The sequence below is a fragment of the Streptomyces sp. NPDC002779 genome (assembly GCF_042888685.1).
In the GTDB taxonomy this organism is placed as follows: Bacteria; Actinomycetota; Actinomycetes; order Streptomycetales; family Streptomycetaceae; genus Streptomyces.
The window spans coordinates 117,446-136,802 of record NZ_JBIAQC010000013.1 but is presented as its reverse complement, the minus strand read 5'-3'; the positions used below and the strand labels follow the sequence as shown (position 1 = coordinate 136,802).

The window sequence follows — 19,357 nt, the reverse complement described above, 5'->3', positions numbered from 1 at the left end:
CTTCGGCCGTGGAGCACACCGATGCACGATCCCCGCGGCGCGCGACGCTCGGACGCGACGCGCGTCACCCTGCTCACCGAGGGCACCTACCCGCACAGCCACGGAGGCGTGAGCGTCTGGTGCGACCAGCTCGTCACCGGCATGCCCGACCTGGACTTCGACGTCATCGCCGTCACCGGCACCGGTCACGAACCCCTGGTGTGGGAGCTGCCCGCCCACGTGTCCCAGCTCTGGTCGGTCCCGATGTGGGGCGCCCCGCCGCAGGGCGACCCGCCCCGCGGACGCGCCCGCCGCCGCCTCGCCGCCGCCTACGAGCGGTTCCTCACCGCGCTCGTCGACCCCTGCGCCGAGGACGGCTTCGCACCGGCGCTGTACACGATGGCGCGGGCCGCCGCGGACGGCACGCTCAGCCCTTTCCTCCGCGGTGACCGGGCGGTTGCCGTGCTGGCCTCCGTGTGGAACCGGCCCGGCCTCGTCGTACGGGAGGCCCGGCCCTCCCTGCACGACGCGCTCACCGCCACCGCGCTGCTGGAGCACGCGCTGCGCCCGCTGACCGCTCCGGTGCCGAGCGGCGGGGTCACCCACGCGGTGAGCGGAGGCGTCGCCGTGCTGCCCGGACTGGCCGCGCTGGAACGTTACGGCGTGCCGCTGCTGCTGACCGAGCACGGCGTCTATCTGCGCGAGCGCTACCTCGGCTACCGCACCGCCCCCTACCGCTGGCCGGTGAAGGCGGTCGTGCTGGGCTTCTTCCGGCTGCTGGCGGAGGAGGCCTACCGCCGGGCGGCCCTGATCACACCGGGCAACCGCTACAACCGGCTGTGGGAGGAGCAGGGCGGTGCGGCGCCGGAGTCGATCCGGACCGTCTACAACGGCGTGGACCCGGCGGCCTTCCCGCCCGCCGGGCCTGAACCGGAAGGACTCACCCTCAGCTGGGCGGGCCGCGTGGACCCGATCAAGGACCTGGAGACCCTCATCCGGGCCTTCTCCCTCGTACGCGCCCAACTGCCCGCCGCCCGGCTGCGGTTGTTCGGCGGTACGCCCCGTGGTGGCGAGGCGTACCGGGAGCGGTGCGAGGCGCTGGCCGCCGAGTTGGGGCACGCGGACGCGGTCACCTTCGAGGGGCGCGTCGACGACATCAAGGACGCCTACGCCGCGGGGACCGTGGTGATGCTGTCCAGCATCAGCGAGGGCTTCCCGTTCACGCTGATCGAGGCGATGTCGTGCGGCCGGGCGACCGTCTCCACCGATGTGGGCGGGGTGCGGGAGGCCGTCGGCGACACCGGGCTCGTGGTACCGCCGCGGGACCCGGCGGCGATGGCCGCCGCCGCGCTGGAGCTGCTGCGCGCCCCGCAGCGACGGGCGGCGATGGGAGAGGCGGCGCGGCTGCGGGTGATCGAGCAGTTCACCCTGCGCCGCACCATCGACACCTTCCGCGCCATCTACCAGGAACTGCCCGATGCGGGACGGGCTTTGACGCCCGCACCGGAACCGGTACGGAGCCTGGCGCTGTGAGCGGGCCCATGGCACTCGAACCGGGCGGCACGGAGCAGGACACCCTCGCGCTGCGCCTGGCCGCCGACACCACGCTCGCACTGCGCCTCCCGGACCGCGGGACGCGGCGCGGCGAGGTCGACGGGCTGGCGGCCGAGCTCGCCGACCGCATCGGGCCCGCGGTCCATCCGTACGAGGTGGCCGCGCTGCTGGAGTCGGAGGGCCTGACCGCCGCGGTGGTGAAGGAGCGGTACGGGCATCCGGACATCTTCTCGCTCGCCTCGGCCCTGTACGAGCGGGTCCCCCGGGTCTTCCCCGAGCCCGCGCCGACGTCCGACCCCTGGCGCCCGGACCATGTGCGCTGCCTGCTGCGCGGGGTGCTCTTCGCGCTGCCGGGGCTCGCTTATCTGCTCGCCGCCCCTCTGTGGCACGCCACCGCTCACGCCTACGCGCTGATCGTGGCCGGGCTGGTCTCCTGGGCGTGGGGACAGGCCCTGGGCCACCGGGCCCATCTGCGCCGGGCGACCGGCCGTCGGGAGGCGGGCCGCACGCTGCTCCTGGGCGCCCCGCTGGGCGCGCTCGGGGCGACGGCCTGCGCCGCGGTGCCCGCGCAGGGCGGACCGGTGACCCTGGTGGCGGCCGCGCAGTCGGCCTATCTGGCCGCGGCGGGCGTGCTGCTGGTCCTCGGCGCGGAGTGGCTGCTGCTGGCCGCGCTCTCCCCGCTGGTCGCCGGGTCCGCGGTGCTGCCCTGGTGGGAGCCGGGCCCGGAGCTGCGCGCCGGGCTGCCCCTGCTGGCGCTGCTCGCCACGCTCGCCGTCACCGCGCACACCCTGCGCACCGCCCTCGCCACGCCACCCGGCCCCGCCACTCCCCCGCCGCCGGCGCACCGGTCCCTGCCCTACGGCCTGTTCGGCCTCGCCGCCGCGATCCTGGTGCTGTCGGCGGGACGGCAGCACCCGTACGCGGTGATCGCGCTGACCGTCTCCATGGGTCCCGCCGAGTGGCTGCTGTACCGCTACCGGGGACTGTCCGTCGGCGCGCTGCGGGCCGCCGCGACCCCGGCCGCGTTCCAGTGGCGCTCGGCCGGTGTCCTCGGCCTGTGCCTGCTCGCCTACCTCCTGCCCCTGGCGCCCGCCGCCCTGCTCACCGGCAGCGATCCGGCGGCGCTGCTGCCGCTCGCGGCCGCCTTGTGGACGGCGCTGCTGCTCCAGGCGTTCGGCATCGCCTGGCCGCCCGCGGTGATCTGCCTGACCGCGGCGGCCTGCGCCGGCGCCGCGCCCCCGCAGCACCTCCCCCTGGCCTACGGCTCGGCCGCCCTGTGTCTCACGGTCTGCGTGCTGTGGACGCTCGGCCGACCCGCCCCGCATGTCTGAACCCACCGCGGCTCGCCGCAACCCACCGGAAGGACCCACGAGTTGACCTCCGCACCGCTCGCCGCCGTCACCGGAGCCGAAGGCTTCATCGGCTCCCACCTCACCGAGGCGCTCGTCGCCACCGGCCACCGGGTCAGGGCGATGGCCCAGTACAACTCCTTCTCCTCCTACGGCTGGCTGGAGACCCTGCCGCCGGACGTCCTGGACCACGTCGAGATCGTCCTCGGCGACGTCCGCGACCCCGGCTCCGTGCGCGGCCTGCTGGAGGGCGCCGACTGCGCCTACCACCTGGCCGCGCTCATCGCGATCCCGTACTCCTACCAGGCGCCGCACAGTTACGTGGACACGAACGTGACCGGCACCCTCAACGTGCTGGAGGCCGTCCGGACCCTGGGCACACCCCGGCTGGTGCACACCTCCACCAGCGAGACCTACGGCACCGCGCAGACCGTGCCGATCACCGAGGACCACCCGATCAACACCCAGTCGCCGTACGCCGCTTCGAAGGCGGGCGGGGACCGGCTCGCCGACAGCTACCACGCGAGTTTCGGCACCCCCGTGGTGACCCTGCGCCCGTTCAACACCTTCGGCCCCCGGCAGTCGATGCGGGCGGTGATTCCCACCGTGATCGGTCAAGTGGCCGCCGGAGAACGGACGATCACCCTCGGCGATCTGCGACCCACCCGCGACTTCACCTACGTCAAGGACACCGCCCAGGCGTTCCTCACGGTGGGCACCGCGCCCGCCGGGCAGGTGGTGGGGCGCACCTTCAACGCCGGTACGGGCGGCGAGATCTCGGTCGGTGACCTGGTCGCGCTGATCGGCAAGGTGATGGACACCGCCCTCGACGTCCGCGAGGACACCGAGCGGCTGCGGCCCGCCGCCTCGGAGGTGATGCGGCTGGTGGCGGACGCGTCCCGGCTCGCCGCGGCGACCGGCTGGGAGCCCGCGCACACCCTGGAGGAAGGCCTCGCCCGCACCGTGGAGTTCTTCCGCGACCCCGCCAACCTGGCCCGCTACAAGACCGGCATCTACAACATCTGACACCCTCCACCACGACGTTCCATGAAGGAGCAGTCACCATGCACGCAGTGATCCTGGCAGGTGGCAAGGGCGTCCGGCTGCTGCCCTACACCACGGCCCTGCCCAAGCCGCTCGTCCCCATCGGCGACCAGCACGCCATCCTGGAGATCGTGCTGCGCCAGCTGTCGGCCTCCGGCTTCACCCACTGCACCCTCGCCATCGGCCACCTCGGGGAGATCATCCGCGCCTATGTCGGCGACGGCACCCAGTGGGGCATGAACGTCACCTACGCCACCGAGGAAAGCCCCCTCGGCACGATGGGCCCGCTGCTGACGCTGCGCGACCAACTGCCGGAGACCTTCCTGGTGATGAACGGCGACATCCTCACCGACCTCGACTACGCCGACGTACTGCACCGGCACCAGGACTCGGGGGCGCCGCTGACCATCGCCACCTACGCCCGCAAGGTGCTCATCGACTTCGGGGTGCTGACCACCGACGCCAGCAAGGTGGTCGCCTTCACCGAGAAGCCGAGCATGGACTACCGCGTCTCCATGGGCGTCTACGGCCTGTCCCGCGACACGCTCGACGCCTACACCCCGGGGCTGCCGCTCGGCTTCGACGAGCTCGTCCTGGATCTGCTGGCCGCGGGCCGGCCCCCGCACGCCTACGAGTTCGAGGGGTACTGGCTGGACATCGGCCGCCCCGACGACTACGACCGGGCGAACGCGGAGTTCACCAGCCGCAAGTCGCTTCTGCTCAAGGGAGCCTGAGCACCCCATGCGCATCCTCGTCCTGGGCTTCACCGGCTATCTGGGCGGCCATGTCGCCGAGCGACTGCGGGCCCTGCCGGGCACGCGGGTGCTCGGCGGCGGCCGCTCGTCCGACGCCGACCATCACATCGACCTCGCCTCGGCCGACCCCGAACGGCTGGCGAAGACCCTCGCCTCGGCGGCTCCCGACGCCGTGGTCAACTGCGCGGGCGCCGTCGCCGGCGACACCCTCACCCTCGCCGAGGTCAACACCCGGGGACCGGCCGTCCTGTGCGCGGCGCTGCGGGCGGCGGCCCCGGCCGCGCGTCTGGTCCATCTGGGCTCGGCCGCCGAGTACGGCCCCGGCGCCCCCGGCTCCCGGGTCACGGAGTCGGCCCCGACCAGCCCGGTCGGCCCCTACGGCGCGACCAAGCTCGCGGGCACCGCCGCGGTGACCGCCTCGGGGCTGGACGCGGTGGTCCTCCGGGTGGGCAACCCGGTGGGGCCCGGGGCGCCGCCGGCCGGTCTGCCCGGCCGGGTCGCCGCCCTGCTGCGCGAACCGGGCCCGGTGCTGAGGCTCGGCGACCTGTCGGCCCACCGCGACTTCGTCGACGTACGCGATGTGGCCCGGGCCGTGGCGCTCGCGGTGGCCGCGGAGGGGCCCCTGCCTGGCGTGCTCAACATCGGCGGCGGAACGGCGGTCCCGGTCCGCGACCTCGTGCACGGACTGGCCGGACTGGCGGACTTCCGCGGCCGCGTCGAGGAGTCCGCGCCCAGCTCGGCCCGCTCGGCACAGGTGTCCTGGCAGTGCTCGGACATCACCGCCGCGCACCGGGCGCTCGGCTGGCGGCCGGTCCACTCGCTGGCGGATTCCCTGGGCGCCCTGTGGGAGAGCGGACGAACACCGTGAGCCTGCTCATTCCGCTGTACGTCCATCCGGCCGAGGATCCGGGCGCCTGGCACCGGCTGATCTCGGGCGCCGCCCACACCTACGCGGTGATCCTCAACCCGGCCAGCGGACCGGGCCGGGAGCCCGATCCGGCGTTCACGGCGGCGGCCGGCGCGCTGCGCACCGCGGGCGCCCGGCTGCTCGGGTACGCGGACACCGCGTACGGGCGCCGCGACCCCGCCGACGTCGTCGACGACATGCGCCGGCACCGGGAGTGGTACGCGGCCGACGGCTGCTTCCTGGACCGGGTGCCGGCGGAGCGGGCCGGGCTGTCCGACTGCCGGAAGCTGGTGCGCTCGGTGCGGCGGGCGGGCGCCGGGACCGTGGTGCTCAATCCGGGCGTCCATCCGGCGCCCGGCTACACCCGCCTCGCCGATCTGACGGTCACCTTCGAGGGCCACTGGTCGACGTACGTCTCGGCCTTCACCCGCCCGGCCTGGACCACGCGGCAGCCCGCCGAACGGTTCTGCCATCTGGTGTACGGGGTGCCGCAGGCGCTGGTGCCGTTGGCCGTGCGGACCGCGCACGAGCGTGGGGCGGCGGTGTCGGGCCCCGTGACGGGTGAACAGCCCAATCCCTGGGCGGGGTTGACGCCCGCGCTGTCGGGGGCGGCGGGGTGAGGCGGGCGGCCTGGGCCGTGGTGCTCGTGACGCTGGCAGCGCTCACCGGGTGCTCGGGGGCGGACGAGGACCGCGCCGGGGCGCCCCGGTGGCAGCCACGGCCCGGGCTGGCCTGGCAGTGGCAGCTCGACGGCCCCGTGGACCCGTCGGTCGACGTGCCGGTCTACGACATCGACGGCTTCGAGAACTCCGCGGCCGACGTGGCCCGGCTGCACCGCGACGGGCGCAAGGTCATCTGCTACGTCAACGTCGGCGCCTGGGAGGACTTCCGCCCCGACCGGGCGGACTTCCCCGCCTCGGTGCTCGGCCGCCCCAACGGCTGGAGGGGCGAGCGCTGGCTGGACATCCGCCGGGTGTCCGTGCTCCGGCCCCTCATGGAGCGCCGCTTCGACATGTGCCGCGACAAGGGCTTCGACGCCGTCGAGCCCGATCTGGTGGAGGGGTACGGCAACGACACCGGTTTCCCGCTCACCGCGCGCGATCAGCTCGGGTACAACCGCATGATCGCGGACCTCGCCCACCGACGCGGCCTGTCCGTCGGGCTCAAGAACGACCTTCCCCAAATCCCCGCACTGGTGCGGCACTTCGACTTCGCCGTCAACGAGGAGTGCGCCCAGTACGACGAGTGCGGGGAGCTGAAGCCGTTCATCGCGGCGGGCAAGGCCGTCTTCCACGTGGAGTACGCCGAACCGGCCGCCGCCTTCTGCCCCGACTCGCGCCGGCTGGAGCTGTCGTCGATGCGGAAGAAGCCGGAACTAGGGGTGTGGCGGGCGCCGTGCTGAGGCGGGCGGCCCTCCGTAGGGTGAGCGCATGACCGAGGTGATCGTCCATGTGGTGCAGCTGCTGGTGTCGCCCGTCCACCGGCTCGCAGGGCGCCCCGCGGACGGCGCCGGGCCTGAACCGGCCGGGGAACTCGTCCGGCGGGCGGAGGTCCGCGAGGGGCTCGGACTGGTCGGCGACCGGTACTACGGGCAGCGGGCCCACCGGAACGCCTCGGTGACCCTGATGGCCGAGGAGAACCTGCCGGCCGGCACCGACCTGCGGCACACCCGCCGCAACGTCCTGCTGCGGGGCGTCGACATCGACTCCCTCGCCGGCTCGGTCATCAGCCTCGACTGCGGTACGGGACCGGTGACCTTCGCCCTGAAGCGCCCCGCCCGGCCGTGCGCCTGGATGGACGTCACGATCGGCCCGGGGGCCCAGCGGGCGCTGCGCGGCAAGGGCGGGGTGCGGGGCACTCCGCTGTCGGACGGGGTGCTGGAGGTCGGGGAGGCGGTCTTGCGGGTGCTGGACGAGTAGCCCGGCGCGGAGGTGCCGCGCCGGGCTCGTGGTGCCGTCCGTCAGGACGCCGTGCAGGGACCCAGCACGGGCGCGGCGTTGCTGCCGTTCTTCATGACGGTGAAGCCGAAGCTCGTCGAGGCACCGGCGGCGAGAGCGCCGTTGCCGTTCGGGCGCATCGTCATGACGTTGCCGGAACTGTCCCAGGTGGGCGAGCCGTTCCAGGTGGTGACGATCTTCTGCGGTGAGGTGACCGTGACGGTGGTGCTCCAGCCGGTGATCGCGGAGCTGCCCGCGGTGACGGTCACCCTGCCGTTGAAGCGGTCGCTCCACTCCTCCTGCTTGCTGTACGTCACGGAGCAGGACGCGCTGCCCCCGCCGCCACCGCCGCCCGATCCGGATCCGCCGAGCGCGGTCAGTACGGCCGTGTAGGCGGGCTTCTTGTTGTAGTTGCCGTCGAACAGCAGGGGTGTTCCGGAGGCGCGCCAGGAGTACTTGTCGGTGACGCCCCAGACGGTGATGCCGGTGCAGCGGGTGACCGCGAGACAGGCCCTCACGACGTTGCCGTAGCTGGTGGCCTGGGCGGTGCCGGAGCCCTCGATGTCGAGCTCGGTGATCTGCACGTCGACGCCGAGGTCGGCGAAGCGCTGCAGGTTCGCCTGGTAGTCGGACGGCACGGGCGAGGCGCTGTTGAAGTGGGACTGGAAGCCGACGCAGTCGATCGGCACACCGCGGGCCTTGAAGTCGCGGACCATGTTGTAGACGGCATTGCTCTTCGCGTTGACGCCGTCGGTGTTGTAGTCGTTGTAGCAGAGCTTGGCGGCCGGGTCGGCCGCGCGGGCGGTGCGGAACGCCTCCTCGATGAAGCCGTTGCCGAGCTTGTCCTGGAAGGGCGAGCTGCGCCGGGCTCCGCTGGAGCCGTCCTGGAAGGCCTCGTTGACGACGTCCCAGGAGTGGATCTTGCCCTTCCAGTGGGTCATCACCTGGGTGATGTGGTTGTTCATCGCCGTTCTGAGGTCGCCGGCCCCCAATGAGCCGACCCAGCCGGGGAGTTGGGAGTGCCAGACCAGGGTGTGGCCGCGGACCTTCATGTCCCGGTTCAGGGCGTGGTTGACGATCTGGTCGGCGGAGCCGTAGCTGAAGGAGCCGCGGCTGGGCTCCAGGGCGTCCCACTTCATCTCGTTCTCGGGCGTCACCGAGTTGAACTCGGTGTTGAGCGTGGACACGTACGGGGCTTCGCCGAGGCGGTTCGCGGCGACGGCGGTGCCGAAGTAGCGGCCCTTCTCGGCCGCCGCGGCGCCGAGGGTGCTCGCGGCGTGCGCCGGGCCCGACAGGGCGGTGAGGCCGGCGGTGGCCAGCAGGCCCGCGAGGCCGAGGACCAGGGCGGTGCGAGCGGTGCGTTCGGGGGCCTTGCGGATGGACGTGCGGGTAACCATCTCGTCCCCTTCTTCCGGTGACTGGACGCCGGAACCGCGCGCCGAAAGTTTCGGTCACGGTTCCGAATGGCGCGGCAGACCATACGGGTGCCCTGATGCACCGTCAACGGGTTGCGTTGCGATGCATTGCAGTTGGCTCAAGAAGAGCAGCTAGGGCACCCGTCACGTCCAGCCCTCGAAAGTTTCGAGGATTCAAGAAGGTGTTTCGGTGCCGGTGTAGAAGGCGATCGTCGCCCGGGTGGTGGACTCGACGGTCTCCGCGTCCGCCCCGGAGTCGGTGTACGCGGCGCCCCACAGCTCGCCCGAGCGCGTCATGCACGCCTTGCCCTCGTCGGACATCGCCCACTCCTGCGCCTGCTCCGGGCTGAGCCCGCCGCCCGTGAGGTGCAGGCCGAGCCCGAGAAGGACCATGTCCCAGCCGACGCCGGTCGCGCCGGGCCCGTACTGCCCCCAGAACTCCTCCGGGACGACCGCCACGTGCTCGAGCTCCAACAGGGTGCGCTCCTCGCCCTCCGGGGTGAGGCGCAGCAGGACCTCGCTGAAGCCCGGGTCGGGGCCGAACAGCCAGCTCACCCGGAGCAGGTTCGGCTCGTCGCACTGGAGGATCTCGCCGCCGGCCTGACCTTCCAGCTGATAGCGTCCGCCGACCTGGAACTCGCCGCTGACCGGCAGGAACCAGCGCGCGATGCGCTCGGGAGAGGTCACCGCGTCCCACACGTCGGCGACCTCGGCGTCGTAGGAGCGCCGCAGCACCACCGTACGAGCCTCGCCCGCCTCGACTCGCCGGGTGCCCACCTCGCGGTGCAGCCGGTTGATCTCGTCGACGATCTCAGTCATCCCTGTTCACTTCCTCTTGCTGCCTGCGCTCGCGCTTGCCGCGCGCGAGCTCCGTACCGAGCGCGTCGAGCCGCTGCTCCCAGAACCCCCGGAACCGTTCCAGCCAGTCGTCCACCTGGCGCAGGGGCGCGGCGTCCACGGCGTACAGCCGCCGGGTGCCCTCCGCCCGCACGGAGGCGAAGCCGTTCTCCCGCAGCACTCTGAGGTGCTGGGAGACGGCCGGCTGCGAGATCCCGAATTCCTCCTGGATGGCGGCGCCTATCTCACCCGACGCCCGCTCACCCGTGGCGAGCAGTTCCAATATCCGGCGTCTGACCGGGTCCCCGAGAACATCGAAGGCGTGCACGGCACCGACTATGCCACCCGCAGCTTATATAAGGCAACTCTTAAATAAGGCCGCCGGAGCACGCGAAAGCCCGGACATCGCGTGCGGGGCGATGTCCGGGCCGGTGTGCGGGGCGCGTGGGTCAGCTGTCGCCGAGGCGGGCGCGCAGGAGCTTCTTGCCCAGTTCCGCGCCCTTGCGGCTGTCGGCCTGCGCCTTGCGGAACAGGTCCGCGACCTCGGTGTCCTTCTCGCGCTCCGCGTCCTGGATGTACGACTCCAGACGCAGCGCGTTGCTCAGGCACGCCTCGACGTACCAGACCAGGTTGTAGTCCTTGTCCTGCGTACCGGTCACACCGCCGGTCTCGGCACTGCTGGCCATGGGGAGCTCCTTCCTCGTCGGTACGGGGCTCGGTGGGCCCCGTCTGTCGTTGCGCGCCGAGTACCCGCACCGACCGCGGCCAGTCAGCCGATCCGCACCTTTCGCATAGATCCCGCACCCCGGCCGCCGTCGGCGTCAACTCGCTTGTTCCATGCGGCAATTCAGACAGTTGGCACAGAAGCGAACAGAGAGCAGGCGGATTCGGAGCGAAGTACGCATCGACCGTGCGAGAGCGGTCGATGACGGTGTGTACTGTGCTGCGAGCGCCTCGTCAGGGGTTCTCGCACCCACCCCTGCCCACTTCTCTGGATACCGATTCGATGATCGAACTACCGGACCTGGCCGCCGGCGGTCTGGCCGTCGGCACACTGTCCGCGCTCGCTCTCAGCGGCGGTCTGCTCCGGTCGCGGCGGCAACGGGCCGTGCAGCGCGACGAGATCGCCGCCCTGCGCGCCCATCTCGACGGCGTGGTGCAGACGTTCGCCGCCGAGATCGAGCATCTGGCGGCCAAGCGCATCCCGGCCGCCGCCCGCCGCCTGTCCCATCCTCATGTCACGGTACCGGGTCCCCTCCAGCTCCGGGCTGCCGGATCCTCCCTCGGCGTCGCCATGGAGAACGTGCTGGACCAGCTGCGCGTCGAGCTGACCGCCCAGCACCTGCGCGTCGACGCCGCCGCACAGGCCGGGATGCGCGGGGCGACCCGGGAGATCCAGGCCGCCCTGTACCGCCTCCAGGACGCCCTGCGGGGTCTGCAACAGCAGTACGACGACCCCGAGTTGACACAGACGCTGTTCGAACTGGACCACGAGAACGAGCAGTCGCTGCGACGCGCCCAGGTCGCCGCCGTGGTGTGCGGGGCCTGGGTGGGGCTGGCCCGCGAGGAATCCCACGTGGTGGACGCGGTGACCGGCGGCCAGGCCCGGCTCACGGGCTACCACCGGGTCCGGGTCAACAACCACCTCGAACCCGGCACCGCCCTGGTCTCGCACGCCGTCGAACCGGTCGCGATCATCGTCGCCGAGCTGCTGGACAACGCCCTGCGGCACTCCGCGCCGGACACCGACGTGGTGGTCAACCTGGAACACGTCCACCACGGCGTCTGCGTCACCGTCGACGACGCCGGCCTCGGCATGACCCAGGACGAACGCGCCCGCGCCCAGCGGATGGTGGCCGGCACCGAGCCGATCCTCCTCACCGACCTCGGCGATCCCCCGCGCATGGGCCTCGCCGCGATCGGCCAGCTGACCCGGCAGTTCGACCTGAGCGTGGACCTCTCCTCGCCCTCCCCCTACGGCGGAGTCCGGGGCGTCCTGCGCGTCGACAGCCACCTGCTGACCCGGATCGACCCCGACGCACGGCCCCCGGCCGCCAGCGCCCCGCGCCCGACGCGCCGGACCCAGGAGGACGAGCCGGCGCGCGGCACCTCGCACGACTACGTGCCCGAGCCGGAGACCCACGGCCCGCGGCCCACCGCCGAAGGGCTGCCCCAGCGCCGCCGCCGCACCAGGGCGACCACCGACCGGCCGGCCGTGGCCGAACAGCGGCCGACCGCACGGCGTCCCGAGGAGGCGGCCGCCGCGCTCGGCGGGCTCCAGGCCGCCACCGCCGCCGCGCGCTCCGAGACCGCCGAGCACGACACCGAACGCGACGACCACGAAGGGGGCACGGCCCGATGACCGGCCGCGACACAGGAGACACCGCGTGGGTTCTGGATCCGATTCTCGAGGTGCCGCATGTCGTGGCCGCCGTCCTGCTCACCCGGGACGGGCTCGTCAAAGGCTGGACGGACGCGCTCTCCCAGCCGTCGGCCGAGCGGGTGGCCGCCATCACCAGCACCGTGCAGGGGGCCTGCCGTACCGCCGCGGCCGCGTTCGCGGACCGGGAGGGGGCCGAGGTGCGGCAGGTGGTCATCGAATCGGACCACGGCTATGTGCTGATCGTGCCGACCGACCACGGCACCTGCGTCGCCGCCTACGGTGACGGCGAGACGCGCCTGGATCTGCTCGCCCACCGGGTGCACTCCCAGGTGGCACGGCTCGGCGAGAAGGCGATGGCCGCCGCGCCCCGAGGCACCGACGGCGGCGCGCCGGCATGACAGCACGCCCGGGCGGCCGACCGCTGGTCCCGGCGTATCTCTCGACCGGCGGCGTGGCCCGGCCCAGCCGCCCCCAGCTGGAGCGGCTCTCGGTGCTCACCGGCAGCGGTGAGCCCGCGCCGGCCGGCCTGCCCGCCGCCGAACTCGCCCTGCTCGAAGCCCTGGACGGCGGATCCCTGACGGTGGTGGAGGCGGCGGCGCACCTGCGCCTGCCGGTCTCCGCCGTGCGGGTCCTGGCCGGCGCGCTCCTGGACCGCGAGCTGGTCCTCGCCCGCGCCCCCGTCCCGCCCGCCGAGCGCTTCGACCCCGACCTGCTGAAGAGAGTGGCCGATGGCCTTCGCGCCCTCAAGCACGACTAGCGGCATCCACCTGCCGGACACCGCCCGCGACCTGGTGAAGATCCTGGTCACGGGCCCTTTCGGGGTGGGCAAGACCACACTGATCGACTCCGTCTCCGAGATCCGGCCGCTGCACACCGAGGAGCGGCTCAGCGAGGCGTCCGCCCCGGTGGACGATCTGGCGGGGGTACGGGAGAAGTCGACGACCACCGTCGCCATCGACTTCGGCCGGATCAGCCTCGACCACGGCATCGTGCTCTACCTCTTCGGCACGCCCGGCCAGGAGCGGTTCCGCGCCCTGTGGGACGACATCGCCTACGGGGCGCTCGGCGCGCTGGTGCTGGTCGACAGCCGCCGGATCGACGCCTCCTTCGACGTCCTCGGCCTGGTCGAGGAGAGCGGGCTGCCGTACGCCGTCGCCTTCAACGCCTTCCCGGACGCGCCGAACCACTACACCGAGGCGCAGTTGCGCGCCGCGCTGGACCTGGAGGCGGGCACGCCGATGGTGACCTGCGACGCGCGCGACCCCAACTCCTCAATCGACGCCCTGCTCGCCCTGGTCCAGCATCTGATCGACCGCCACCCTCCGGAGAACCGGTGACCACCTACCCCGCCGCCCAGCAGACCTTCTCCCGCTCCGCGCCCGTGCGGCTGTGGGAGGACGGCTTCGCGCTCGACCCCTATCGCTACTACGAGGATCTGCGGGCCCAGGGCCCGGTCGGCTGGGCCGAGTTGGCGCCGGGCGTACCGGCGTACGTCGTCACCGACCGGCGAGCGGCCCTGGACCTGCTGCACGACACGGAGACGTTCTCGCACGACCCGCGGCCGTGGGAGGCGACGGTCGCCGACGACTCGCCGGTGCTCGGCATGATGCGCTGGCGGCCCAACACCCTGTTCGCCGACGGCGCTGATCACGTCCGCTACCGCACCACGCTGATCGACACCTTCGACCGGATCGAGCCGCACGACCTGCGCGCCCGGGTGCACCGCGCGGTGCGGCTGCTGGTCGGCCGGATCGGGCCGCGCGGCCACGCGGACCTGGTCGGTGACTTCGCCCGGCCGCTGATGGCGCTGGTGTTCAACAACCTCTTCGGACTGCCCGACAGCGCGAGCGACCGGCTCAACGCGGCGCTGGGCAAGATGATGGAGGGCGGTTCCGAAGCCGCCGAGGGCGAGGCAGAGTTCGGCGGCTACGTGCTGGAGCTGATCGCCGCCAAGGCCGAGCGGCGCGGCGAGGACCTGCCGAGCTGGCTGCTGGACCACCCCGCCGGGCTCACCCCGGAGGAGGTCACCTGGCAGGTGTTCCTCACCCTCGGCGCCGGACACGAACCGACGGCGAACCTGGTCTCCAACGCCCTCTCCCGCATCCTCGGCAACCCCTCCTACTACTCCACCCTCACCAGCGGCGCCCGCCCGGTGATGGACGCCGTGGTGGAGGTGCTGCACCACGAGACACCGCTGGCGAACTACGGCATCCACTACGCCCGCCGGCCGCTGACCTTCCACGGCGCGTGGATCAGGGCCGCGGTCCCCGTCGTCATCTCCTACGGGGCACTCGCGCACGCCGCCGAGCAGAGCACCGGCGGCCACCGGCACCCGGGGGACGCCTCACACCTGTCCTGGTCGGCGGGGCCGCACGCCTGCCCGGTCAAGCAGCACACGCTGCTGATCGCGACGGAGGCGATCGAGCGGCTCACGCAGTGGCTGCCCGACCTCGAACCGGTCCTGCCGCGCGAGCGGCTGACCTGGCGGCCGGGCCCCTTCCACCGTTCGCTGACCTCCCTGCCCGTGCGGTTCAGCCCTCGCTCCCCCGATCTGCCTGGAGGCCCGTCGTGACCGTCACCGACCGCACCGAACGCTTCGCCCTCGACCCGTTCGGCTCCGACATCGCCGCCGAGTCCGCCCGGTTGCGCGCCCTCGGCCCGGTCGTGCCCGTCGAGCTGCCCGGCGGGATCCCGGCCTGGGCGCCCACCGGCTACGACACCCTCAAACAGCTGATCCTCGACCCCCGGGTCAGCAAGGACCCCCGCAAACACTGGACGTTGTGGCCCGAGATCTCCGAACACCCCTCCTGGGGCTGGATCCTCGGCTGGGTCGGCGTGGTCAACATGCTCTCCACCTACGGCCCCGACCACGCCCGGCTGCGCAAGCTGGTCGCCCCCAGCTTCACCCAGCGCCGCACCCAGGCCATGCGCGCCCGGGTCGAGGCGATCACCACGGAGCTGCTCGACCAGGTGGCCGCTGCCGACGCCGAGCCGGTGGACATCAAGGCGGCGTTCGCCCATCCCCTCCCGCTGCGGATCATCTGCGAACTGTTCGGCGTGCCGGACGAGTTGGTGCCCGACACCACCCGGCTGATCGCGGCCATCATGGACACCTCGGACCCCTCCCCCGAGCACGCCGCGTCCGTGCAGCGGCAGATCGGCACGGTGCTGCCCGCCCTGATCGCCCACCGCAGCGAGCACCCCGGGGACGATCTGACGACCGAGCTGATCCGGGTCCGCGACGAGGACGGCGACCGGCTCAGCGACGAGGAGCTGCTGTACACGCTGCTGCTGGTGATCGGCGCCGGGTTCGAGACGACGGTGAACCTCATCGGCAACGCCGTCGTCGCCCTGCTGCGCCGCCCCGAGCAGCTGGCGGCGGTGCGGGCTGGGCAGATCGGCTGGGACGCCGTCGTCGACGAGACCCTGCGGGTCCACCCGTCCATCGCCTCGCTGCCGCTGCGGTTCGCGGTCACCGACGTGGAGGTCGCGGGCGTCACGATCCCGGCCGGGGACGCCATCATCACGACGTACGCCGCCGCGGGCCTGGATCCGGCGCACTACGGCCCGGACGCGGACACCTTCGACGCGGCACGCGGCGCCGACGACCATCTGGCGTTCGGCATCGGCGTGCACCGCTGCATCGGCGCTCCGCTGGCCCGGGTGGAGGCACTCACCGCCCTGCCGGCCCTGTTCGACCGGTTCCCCGGCCTGCGGCTCGCGGTCGACGCGGACGACCTGCGTCAGGTGCCGTCGTTCATCGCCTTCGGCTGGCGGGAGATTCCGGTACTGCTGGGCGAGTGACCCGGAGACAGCCGCGCGAGGGCCGACCGGTCCCCCGTTCCGGTCGCGCCCCCCGCGGCTCGTTGAACCTACGTCCGTCGCGGGCCCCTTGGGAACCGCGTCGATGCCCGCTGTCGGGAGCGCGGGGCTCACCTGTGCACAAGTGAGTCCGGTTCGCCCTGCTTGGCCCCGTGCAGGGTGGGCGGATCGAGGTCGCCCGCCGCCAGGTGGGCGAGCACGACCTCGTACAGGTCGCCGCCGCCGGCCAGGAGCTGCCGTTCCAGGACGGGCTCCGCGGCACGGACGTGCTCGCGCACGGTCTGCGCGTGGACGCCCAGCGCCTGCGCGGCGCGCTCGGCGTTGCCGCCGGCCGCGATCCAGGTGCGCAGGGTGCGGCGCAGGTCGCGGGCGTCGGCGTCCAGGCGGGCCAGCAGGTCGTGCGCCCAGGCGCGCATCGCGGGTCCGGTGAGCAGCTCGCCGAGGTCGGCGGACACGGGGGCCCGGTCGTCCGCACCATGGGCCAGGCTCTCCTGGCTGTTGAGCGCGAGATGGACGACGGCACGGGCCGTGAGGTCGGAGAAGTCGGTGCCCAGCAGGGCCTCGACGCGTTCCATCCGGGCCCGGACGGTGTTGCGGCTGACGCCGAGCACCTTGGCGGCGCTGACCGCGGTGAACTCAAGGCCCAGACGGGTGGTGGCGAGCAGTTCCGTGTGGGTGTGATGGGGCAGGCCGGCGAGCGGGCCGAGCACCCGCAGCGTCCAGCCGCGCAGGGCGTCGGGGGCCATCAGGCGCTCGGGGTGGGTGCGTTCGGCGTACACCGCGGCCTTGTCCGGCCGGAAGTGCGCCACGGCCAGCGCGCTGACGGCCTGTCCGTAGGCGGTGGCGGTCCTGGCCAGGCTCTGCCGGGCGCTGCCGCCGAGGAAGACCCGCGGGCGGGGGCCGATCAGCGAGCGCAGGGCACCGGCCACCGCCTCCCTGGGGGTGACGACGATGACGTGTTCGTCCCTCGCGGGGCACCGCACGACCAGCGCCTGCTCCCCCGTCGCGTCCCGGCACTCCTCGGCGAGCCCGTCGCGTTCCTCGGGACGGCTCTCGACGACGTACACACAGGCGGTGTCCGTGTCGAGCAGCCCGGGCCACAGTCCCGCGGCGACCCGGCGGGCGGCGACGGTGTCCTCGACCATCAGCAGCTGCAGGATGGCCAGGCGCAGGTCGGACGTGGCGCGTTCGAGCCGGTGCACGGCGACCGCCGACTCATGGGCCCTGAGCAGCACATCGAGCACCTGGACGCTGTGCGTGACGATCTCGGAGGCCCGCCGGTCGAACGGAACCGGGCGGGAGACGGTCAGCACACCCGCCGACGCCGCCACCCGGACCAGCCGCAGATGACGCCCCGGCCCCTCCCACGCGGCGGAGGCGATCCGGCCGGCGACCATGTCGTCGAACAGGTCCTCGAACGGGCCGCTGTCCAGCGAGGTCCCCGCGAGGACGGCTCCGGATCCGTCGTACAGACAGGCCGTGCCGCCGACGGCGTCGGCGAGCCAGGCGACGACCTGCCGGACGCGCTGCCCGCCCGGCCGCAGCAGCTCCAGCAACTCCCGTTCCCACGCCGCGCCCCGCACCTCCGCACGACGGCTCGCATCCGCTCGGCCTGTCACGATCGGCCTTCCTCGTCTTTCGTCCCGTTTCCGGCGTACCGGTCCGGGACGTTACCTCACACCCACCGAACCGGCCGCCGGCGTTCCCGGCGGGGACGGGTTCCCAAAACGGGCCGCTTCAGGCGCCGGGCACCGGGCCTGGCGCGTGCGCGGGCCTGCCCTGCGTGTCCCGGCCCGGGGCAGGGCTTAGGCTCGGCGGATGGCGAAGTACTTCGATGTGCACCCCGACAACCCCCAGCCGCGTGTCGTCTCCCAGGTCGCCGACAGCGTCCGGGCCGACGCGCTGATCGCGTACCCGACGGACTCCTGCTACGCCCTCGGCTGCCGGCTGGGCAGCCGTGACGGGGTGGAGCGGATCCGGTCCATCCGCCGGCTGGACGACCGGCACCACTTCACCCTGGTGTGCCAGGACTTCGCGCAGCTCGGCCAGTTCGTGCGGATCGACAACGACGTGTTCCGCGCCATCAAGGCCTCCACGCCGGGCAGTTACACCTTCATCCTGCCCGCGACCCGCGAGGTGCCGCGCATGCTCCAGCACCCGAAGAAGAAGACCGTCGGGGTGCGCATCCCCGACCATGTCGTCACCCAGGCGCTCCTCGCCGAGCTGGGCGAGCCGCTGCTGTCCAGCACCCTGCTCCTGCCCGACGAGGACGAGCCGATGACACAGGGCTGGGAGATCAAGGACCGGCTGGACCATGTGCTGGACGCGGTCGTCGACTCCGGGGAGTGCGGTACCGAGCCGACGACGGTCATCGACTTCTCCGGCGGGGAGGCCGAGATCGTACGGCGCGGCGCCGGTGACGTCTCACGCTTCGAGTGAGGCCGGGGCGGCCGTGTGGCCTGCGGTGACGCGTGGAACGATGGCCCCGACCCGGCCCCGCCCAGGGGCGGGGCCGTCGCCCGCTCCCTCCGCAGAGAGGCACGACCGCGCCATGACCGTCGTACAGGGAACCGCCGTCGGCATCGCCACCGGGGACGGCACCGCCGACGCCTACCTCGCCCACCCCGGTGACGGCGCCCCGCACCCCGCCGTCCTGCTCTACATGGACGCCTTCGGGCTCCGGCCGCGGCTGCGGGCCATGGCCGACCGGCTCGCGGGGGCCGGTTACACGGTCCTGGTGCCGAACGTGTTCTACCGTCACGGCCGCGCCCCCGTCGTGGAGTTGCCCGAGTTCATCGACCCGTCGGCGCGTCCGGAGATCTTCGAGCGGCTCGGGCCGGTCATGCGGGCCCTGACGCCCGAGCTCGCGATGCGGGACGCCGGTGCCTGTCTGGCCTGGCTCGCCGAGAGCCCGGTGGCCGCCGAGGGCCCGGTGGGGCTGACCGGCTACTGCATGGGTGCCCGGCTGGCGCTGCTCACCGCCGGGACCTACCCGGAGCGGATCGCCGCGGCGGCCGGTTTCCACGGCGGGCGCCTCGCCACCGACACCCCCGACAGCCCGCACCTGCTCGCCGGACGCATCACCGCCGAGCTGTACTTCGGCCACGCGGACCAGGACCCCGCCCTGCCCGAGGACCAGCAGGAGCGTCTTCAGCAGGCGCTGGCCGCGGCCGGCGTCCGCCATCGCTGCGAGGTCTATCCGGGCGCCCACCACGGCTTCACCCAGGCCGACACCGCGGCCTACAGCCAGGAGGCGGACGAGCGGCACTGGGCGGCGCTGCTCGATCTGCTGAAGCGAAATCTGGTGGGCGCCTGACACGTGCTCGATCTACCGAAGCGCAACCTGGCGGGCGGCTGACACCTGCTCGCTCCGCT

Annotated in this window: 21 protein-coding genes; 16 read left to right on the top strand and 5 right to left on the bottom strand. The window is 73.0% G+C overall.

The annotated features are described in order from the left end of the window. Positions 1-21 precede the first annotated feature (21 nt). From pelF to ACFYW5_RS30410, 8 genes are read left to right on the top strand one after another with little or no spacing between them, the layout of a single operon-like run. The gene (gene pelF / locus ACFYW5_RS30445) at positions 22-1,512 is read left to right on the top strand and encodes a GT4 family glycosyltransferase PelF (RefSeq protein ID WP_389420321.1); all 1,491 of its coding nucleotides are present in this window, start codon (positions 22-24) and stop codon (positions 1,510-1,512) included. After that, a complete protein-coding gene (locus tag ACFYW5_RS30440) occupies positions 1,509-2,864 on the top strand; it encodes a hypothetical protein (RefSeq protein WP_389420320.1) in 1,356 nt (451 codons plus the stop codon). The genes pelF and ACFYW5_RS30440 overlap by 4 nt, the downstream gene beginning before the upstream one ends. 42 nt (positions 2,865-2,906) lie before the next feature. Continuing rightward, positions 2,907-3,908, top strand: a complete 1,002-nt coding sequence (locus tag ACFYW5_RS30435) for a GDP-mannose 4,6-dehydratase (RefSeq protein WP_389420319.1) — start codon at positions 2,907-2,909, stop codon at positions 3,906-3,908. Between the two features lie 38 nt (positions 3,909-3,946). Continuing rightward, positions 3,947-4,660: an NDP-sugar synthase gene (locus ACFYW5_RS30430; RefSeq protein WP_389420318.1), complete on the top strand. Its 714-nt coding sequence runs from the start codon at positions 3,947-3,949 to the stop codon at positions 4,658-4,660. Positions 4,661-4,667: 7 nt separating this feature from the next. After that, on the top strand, positions 4,668-5,549 hold the full coding sequence (locus tag ACFYW5_RS30425) for an NAD-dependent epimerase/dehydratase family protein (RefSeq protein ID WP_389420317.1): 882 nt from the start codon (positions 4,668-4,670) through the stop codon (positions 5,547-5,549). Beyond that, a complete protein-coding gene (locus tag ACFYW5_RS30420) occupies positions 5,546-6,208 on the top strand; it encodes a spherulation-specific family 4 protein (RefSeq protein ID WP_389420316.1) in 663 nt (220 codons plus the stop codon). Before ACFYW5_RS30425 ends, ACFYW5_RS30420 begins: the two co-directional genes overlap by 4 nt. Further along, positions 6,205-6,990, top strand: coding sequence for an endo alpha-1,4 polygalactosaminidase (locus ACFYW5_RS30415; RefSeq protein ID WP_389420315.1), 786 nt, complete (start codon positions 6,205-6,207; stop codon positions 6,988-6,990). The genes ACFYW5_RS30420 and ACFYW5_RS30415 overlap by 4 nt, the downstream gene beginning before the upstream one ends. A gap of 28 nt (positions 6,991-7,018) precedes the next feature. Further along, positions 7,019-7,507, top strand: a complete 489-nt coding sequence (locus ACFYW5_RS30410) for a molybdenum cofactor biosysynthesis protein (RefSeq protein ID WP_389420314.1) — start codon at positions 7,019-7,021, stop codon at positions 7,505-7,507. Between the two features lie 41 nt (positions 7,508-7,548). Here ACFYW5_RS30410 and ACFYW5_RS30405 read toward each other — a convergent pair whose 3' ends face one another. The 4 genes from ACFYW5_RS30405 to ACFYW5_RS30390 all read right to left on the bottom strand — a co-directional run bounded on the left by ACFYW5_RS30405 (position 7,549) and on the right by ACFYW5_RS30390 (position 10,463). Then, complete coding sequence (locus ACFYW5_RS30405) at positions 7,549-8,922, bottom strand: endo-1,4-beta-xylanase (RefSeq protein WP_389420313.1); 1,374 nt, start codon at positions 8,920-8,922, stop codon at positions 7,549-7,551. Between the two features lie 192 nt (positions 8,923-9,114). After that, the gene (locus ACFYW5_RS30400; protein ID WP_389420312.1) at positions 9,115-9,759 is read right to left on the bottom strand and encodes an SRPBCC family protein; all 645 of its coding nucleotides are present in this window, start codon (positions 9,757-9,759) and stop codon (positions 9,115-9,117) included. Then, positions 9,752-10,105, bottom strand: a complete 354-nt coding sequence (locus ACFYW5_RS30395) for an ArsR/SmtB family transcription factor (RefSeq protein WP_389420311.1) — start codon at positions 10,103-10,105, stop codon at positions 9,752-9,754. Before ACFYW5_RS30395 ends, ACFYW5_RS30400 begins: the two co-directional genes overlap by 8 nt. Positions 10,106-10,226: 121 nt before the next feature. Continuing rightward, a complete protein-coding gene (locus ACFYW5_RS30390) occupies positions 10,227-10,463 on the bottom strand; it encodes a hypothetical protein (protein ID WP_389420310.1) in 237 nt (78 codons plus the stop codon). Positions 10,464-10,783: 320 nt separating this feature from the next. Here ACFYW5_RS30390 and ACFYW5_RS30385 point away from each other — a divergent pair, with 320 nt between their 5' ends. The 6 genes from ACFYW5_RS30385 to ACFYW5_RS30360 are packed head-to-tail and all read left to right on the top strand — an operon-like array spanning position 10,784 to position 15,964. Continuing rightward, positions 10,784-12,139, top strand: coding sequence for an ATP-binding protein (locus tag ACFYW5_RS30385; protein WP_389420309.1), 1,356 nt, complete (start codon positions 10,784-10,786; stop codon positions 12,137-12,139). Then, the gene (locus tag ACFYW5_RS30380) at positions 12,136-12,558 is read left to right on the top strand and encodes a roadblock/LC7 domain-containing protein (protein WP_389420308.1); all 423 of its coding nucleotides are present in this window, start codon (positions 12,136-12,138) and stop codon (positions 12,556-12,558) included. Before ACFYW5_RS30385 ends, ACFYW5_RS30380 begins: the two co-directional genes overlap by 4 nt. Continuing rightward, the gene (locus tag ACFYW5_RS30375) at positions 12,555-12,917 is read left to right on the top strand and encodes a DUF742 domain-containing protein (RefSeq protein ID WP_250076951.1); all 363 of its coding nucleotides are present in this window, start codon (positions 12,555-12,557) and stop codon (positions 12,915-12,917) included. The genes ACFYW5_RS30380 and ACFYW5_RS30375 overlap by 4 nt, the downstream gene beginning before the upstream one ends. Then, positions 12,889-13,497, top strand: a complete 609-nt coding sequence (locus tag ACFYW5_RS30370; RefSeq protein ID WP_351985524.1) for an ATP/GTP-binding protein — start codon at positions 12,889-12,891, stop codon at positions 13,495-13,497. The genes ACFYW5_RS30375 and ACFYW5_RS30370 overlap by 29 nt, the downstream gene beginning before the upstream one ends. Beyond that, positions 13,494-14,732, top strand: coding sequence for a cytochrome P450 (locus ACFYW5_RS30365; protein ID WP_389420307.1), 1,239 nt, complete (start codon positions 13,494-13,496; stop codon positions 14,730-14,732). The genes ACFYW5_RS30370 and ACFYW5_RS30365 overlap by 4 nt, the downstream gene beginning before the upstream one ends. After that, entirely contained in the window at positions 14,729-15,964 is a 1,236-nt protein-coding gene (locus tag ACFYW5_RS30360; protein WP_389420306.1) for a cytochrome P450, read from the top strand. The genes ACFYW5_RS30365 and ACFYW5_RS30360 overlap by 4 nt, the downstream gene beginning before the upstream one ends. 128 nt (positions 15,965-16,092) lie before the next feature. On the opposite strand, the gene ACFYW5_RS30355 is transcribed toward ACFYW5_RS30360, so the two are convergent. Further along, positions 16,093-17,601 carry a helix-turn-helix domain-containing protein gene (locus tag ACFYW5_RS30355; RefSeq protein WP_389420305.1) on the bottom strand — a complete coding sequence of 503 codons (1,509 nt, stop codon included), beginning with the start codon at positions 17,599-17,601 and terminating at the stop codon, positions 16,093-16,095. A 199-nt stretch (positions 17,602-17,800) separates the two neighbouring features. Between ACFYW5_RS30355 and ACFYW5_RS30350 the strand changes: the two genes are divergently transcribed. Continuing rightward, positions 17,801-18,421: an L-threonylcarbamoyladenylate synthase gene (locus ACFYW5_RS30350; RefSeq protein ID WP_389420304.1), complete on the top strand. Its 621-nt coding sequence runs from the start codon at positions 17,801-17,803 to the stop codon at positions 18,419-18,421. 112 nt (positions 18,422-18,533) lie between these two features. Next, the gene (locus ACFYW5_RS30345) at positions 18,534-19,298 is read left to right on the top strand and encodes a dienelactone hydrolase family protein (RefSeq protein ID WP_389420303.1); all 765 of its coding nucleotides are present in this window, start codon (positions 18,534-18,536) and stop codon (positions 19,296-19,298) included. Positions 19,299-19,357 lie beyond the last annotated feature (59 nt).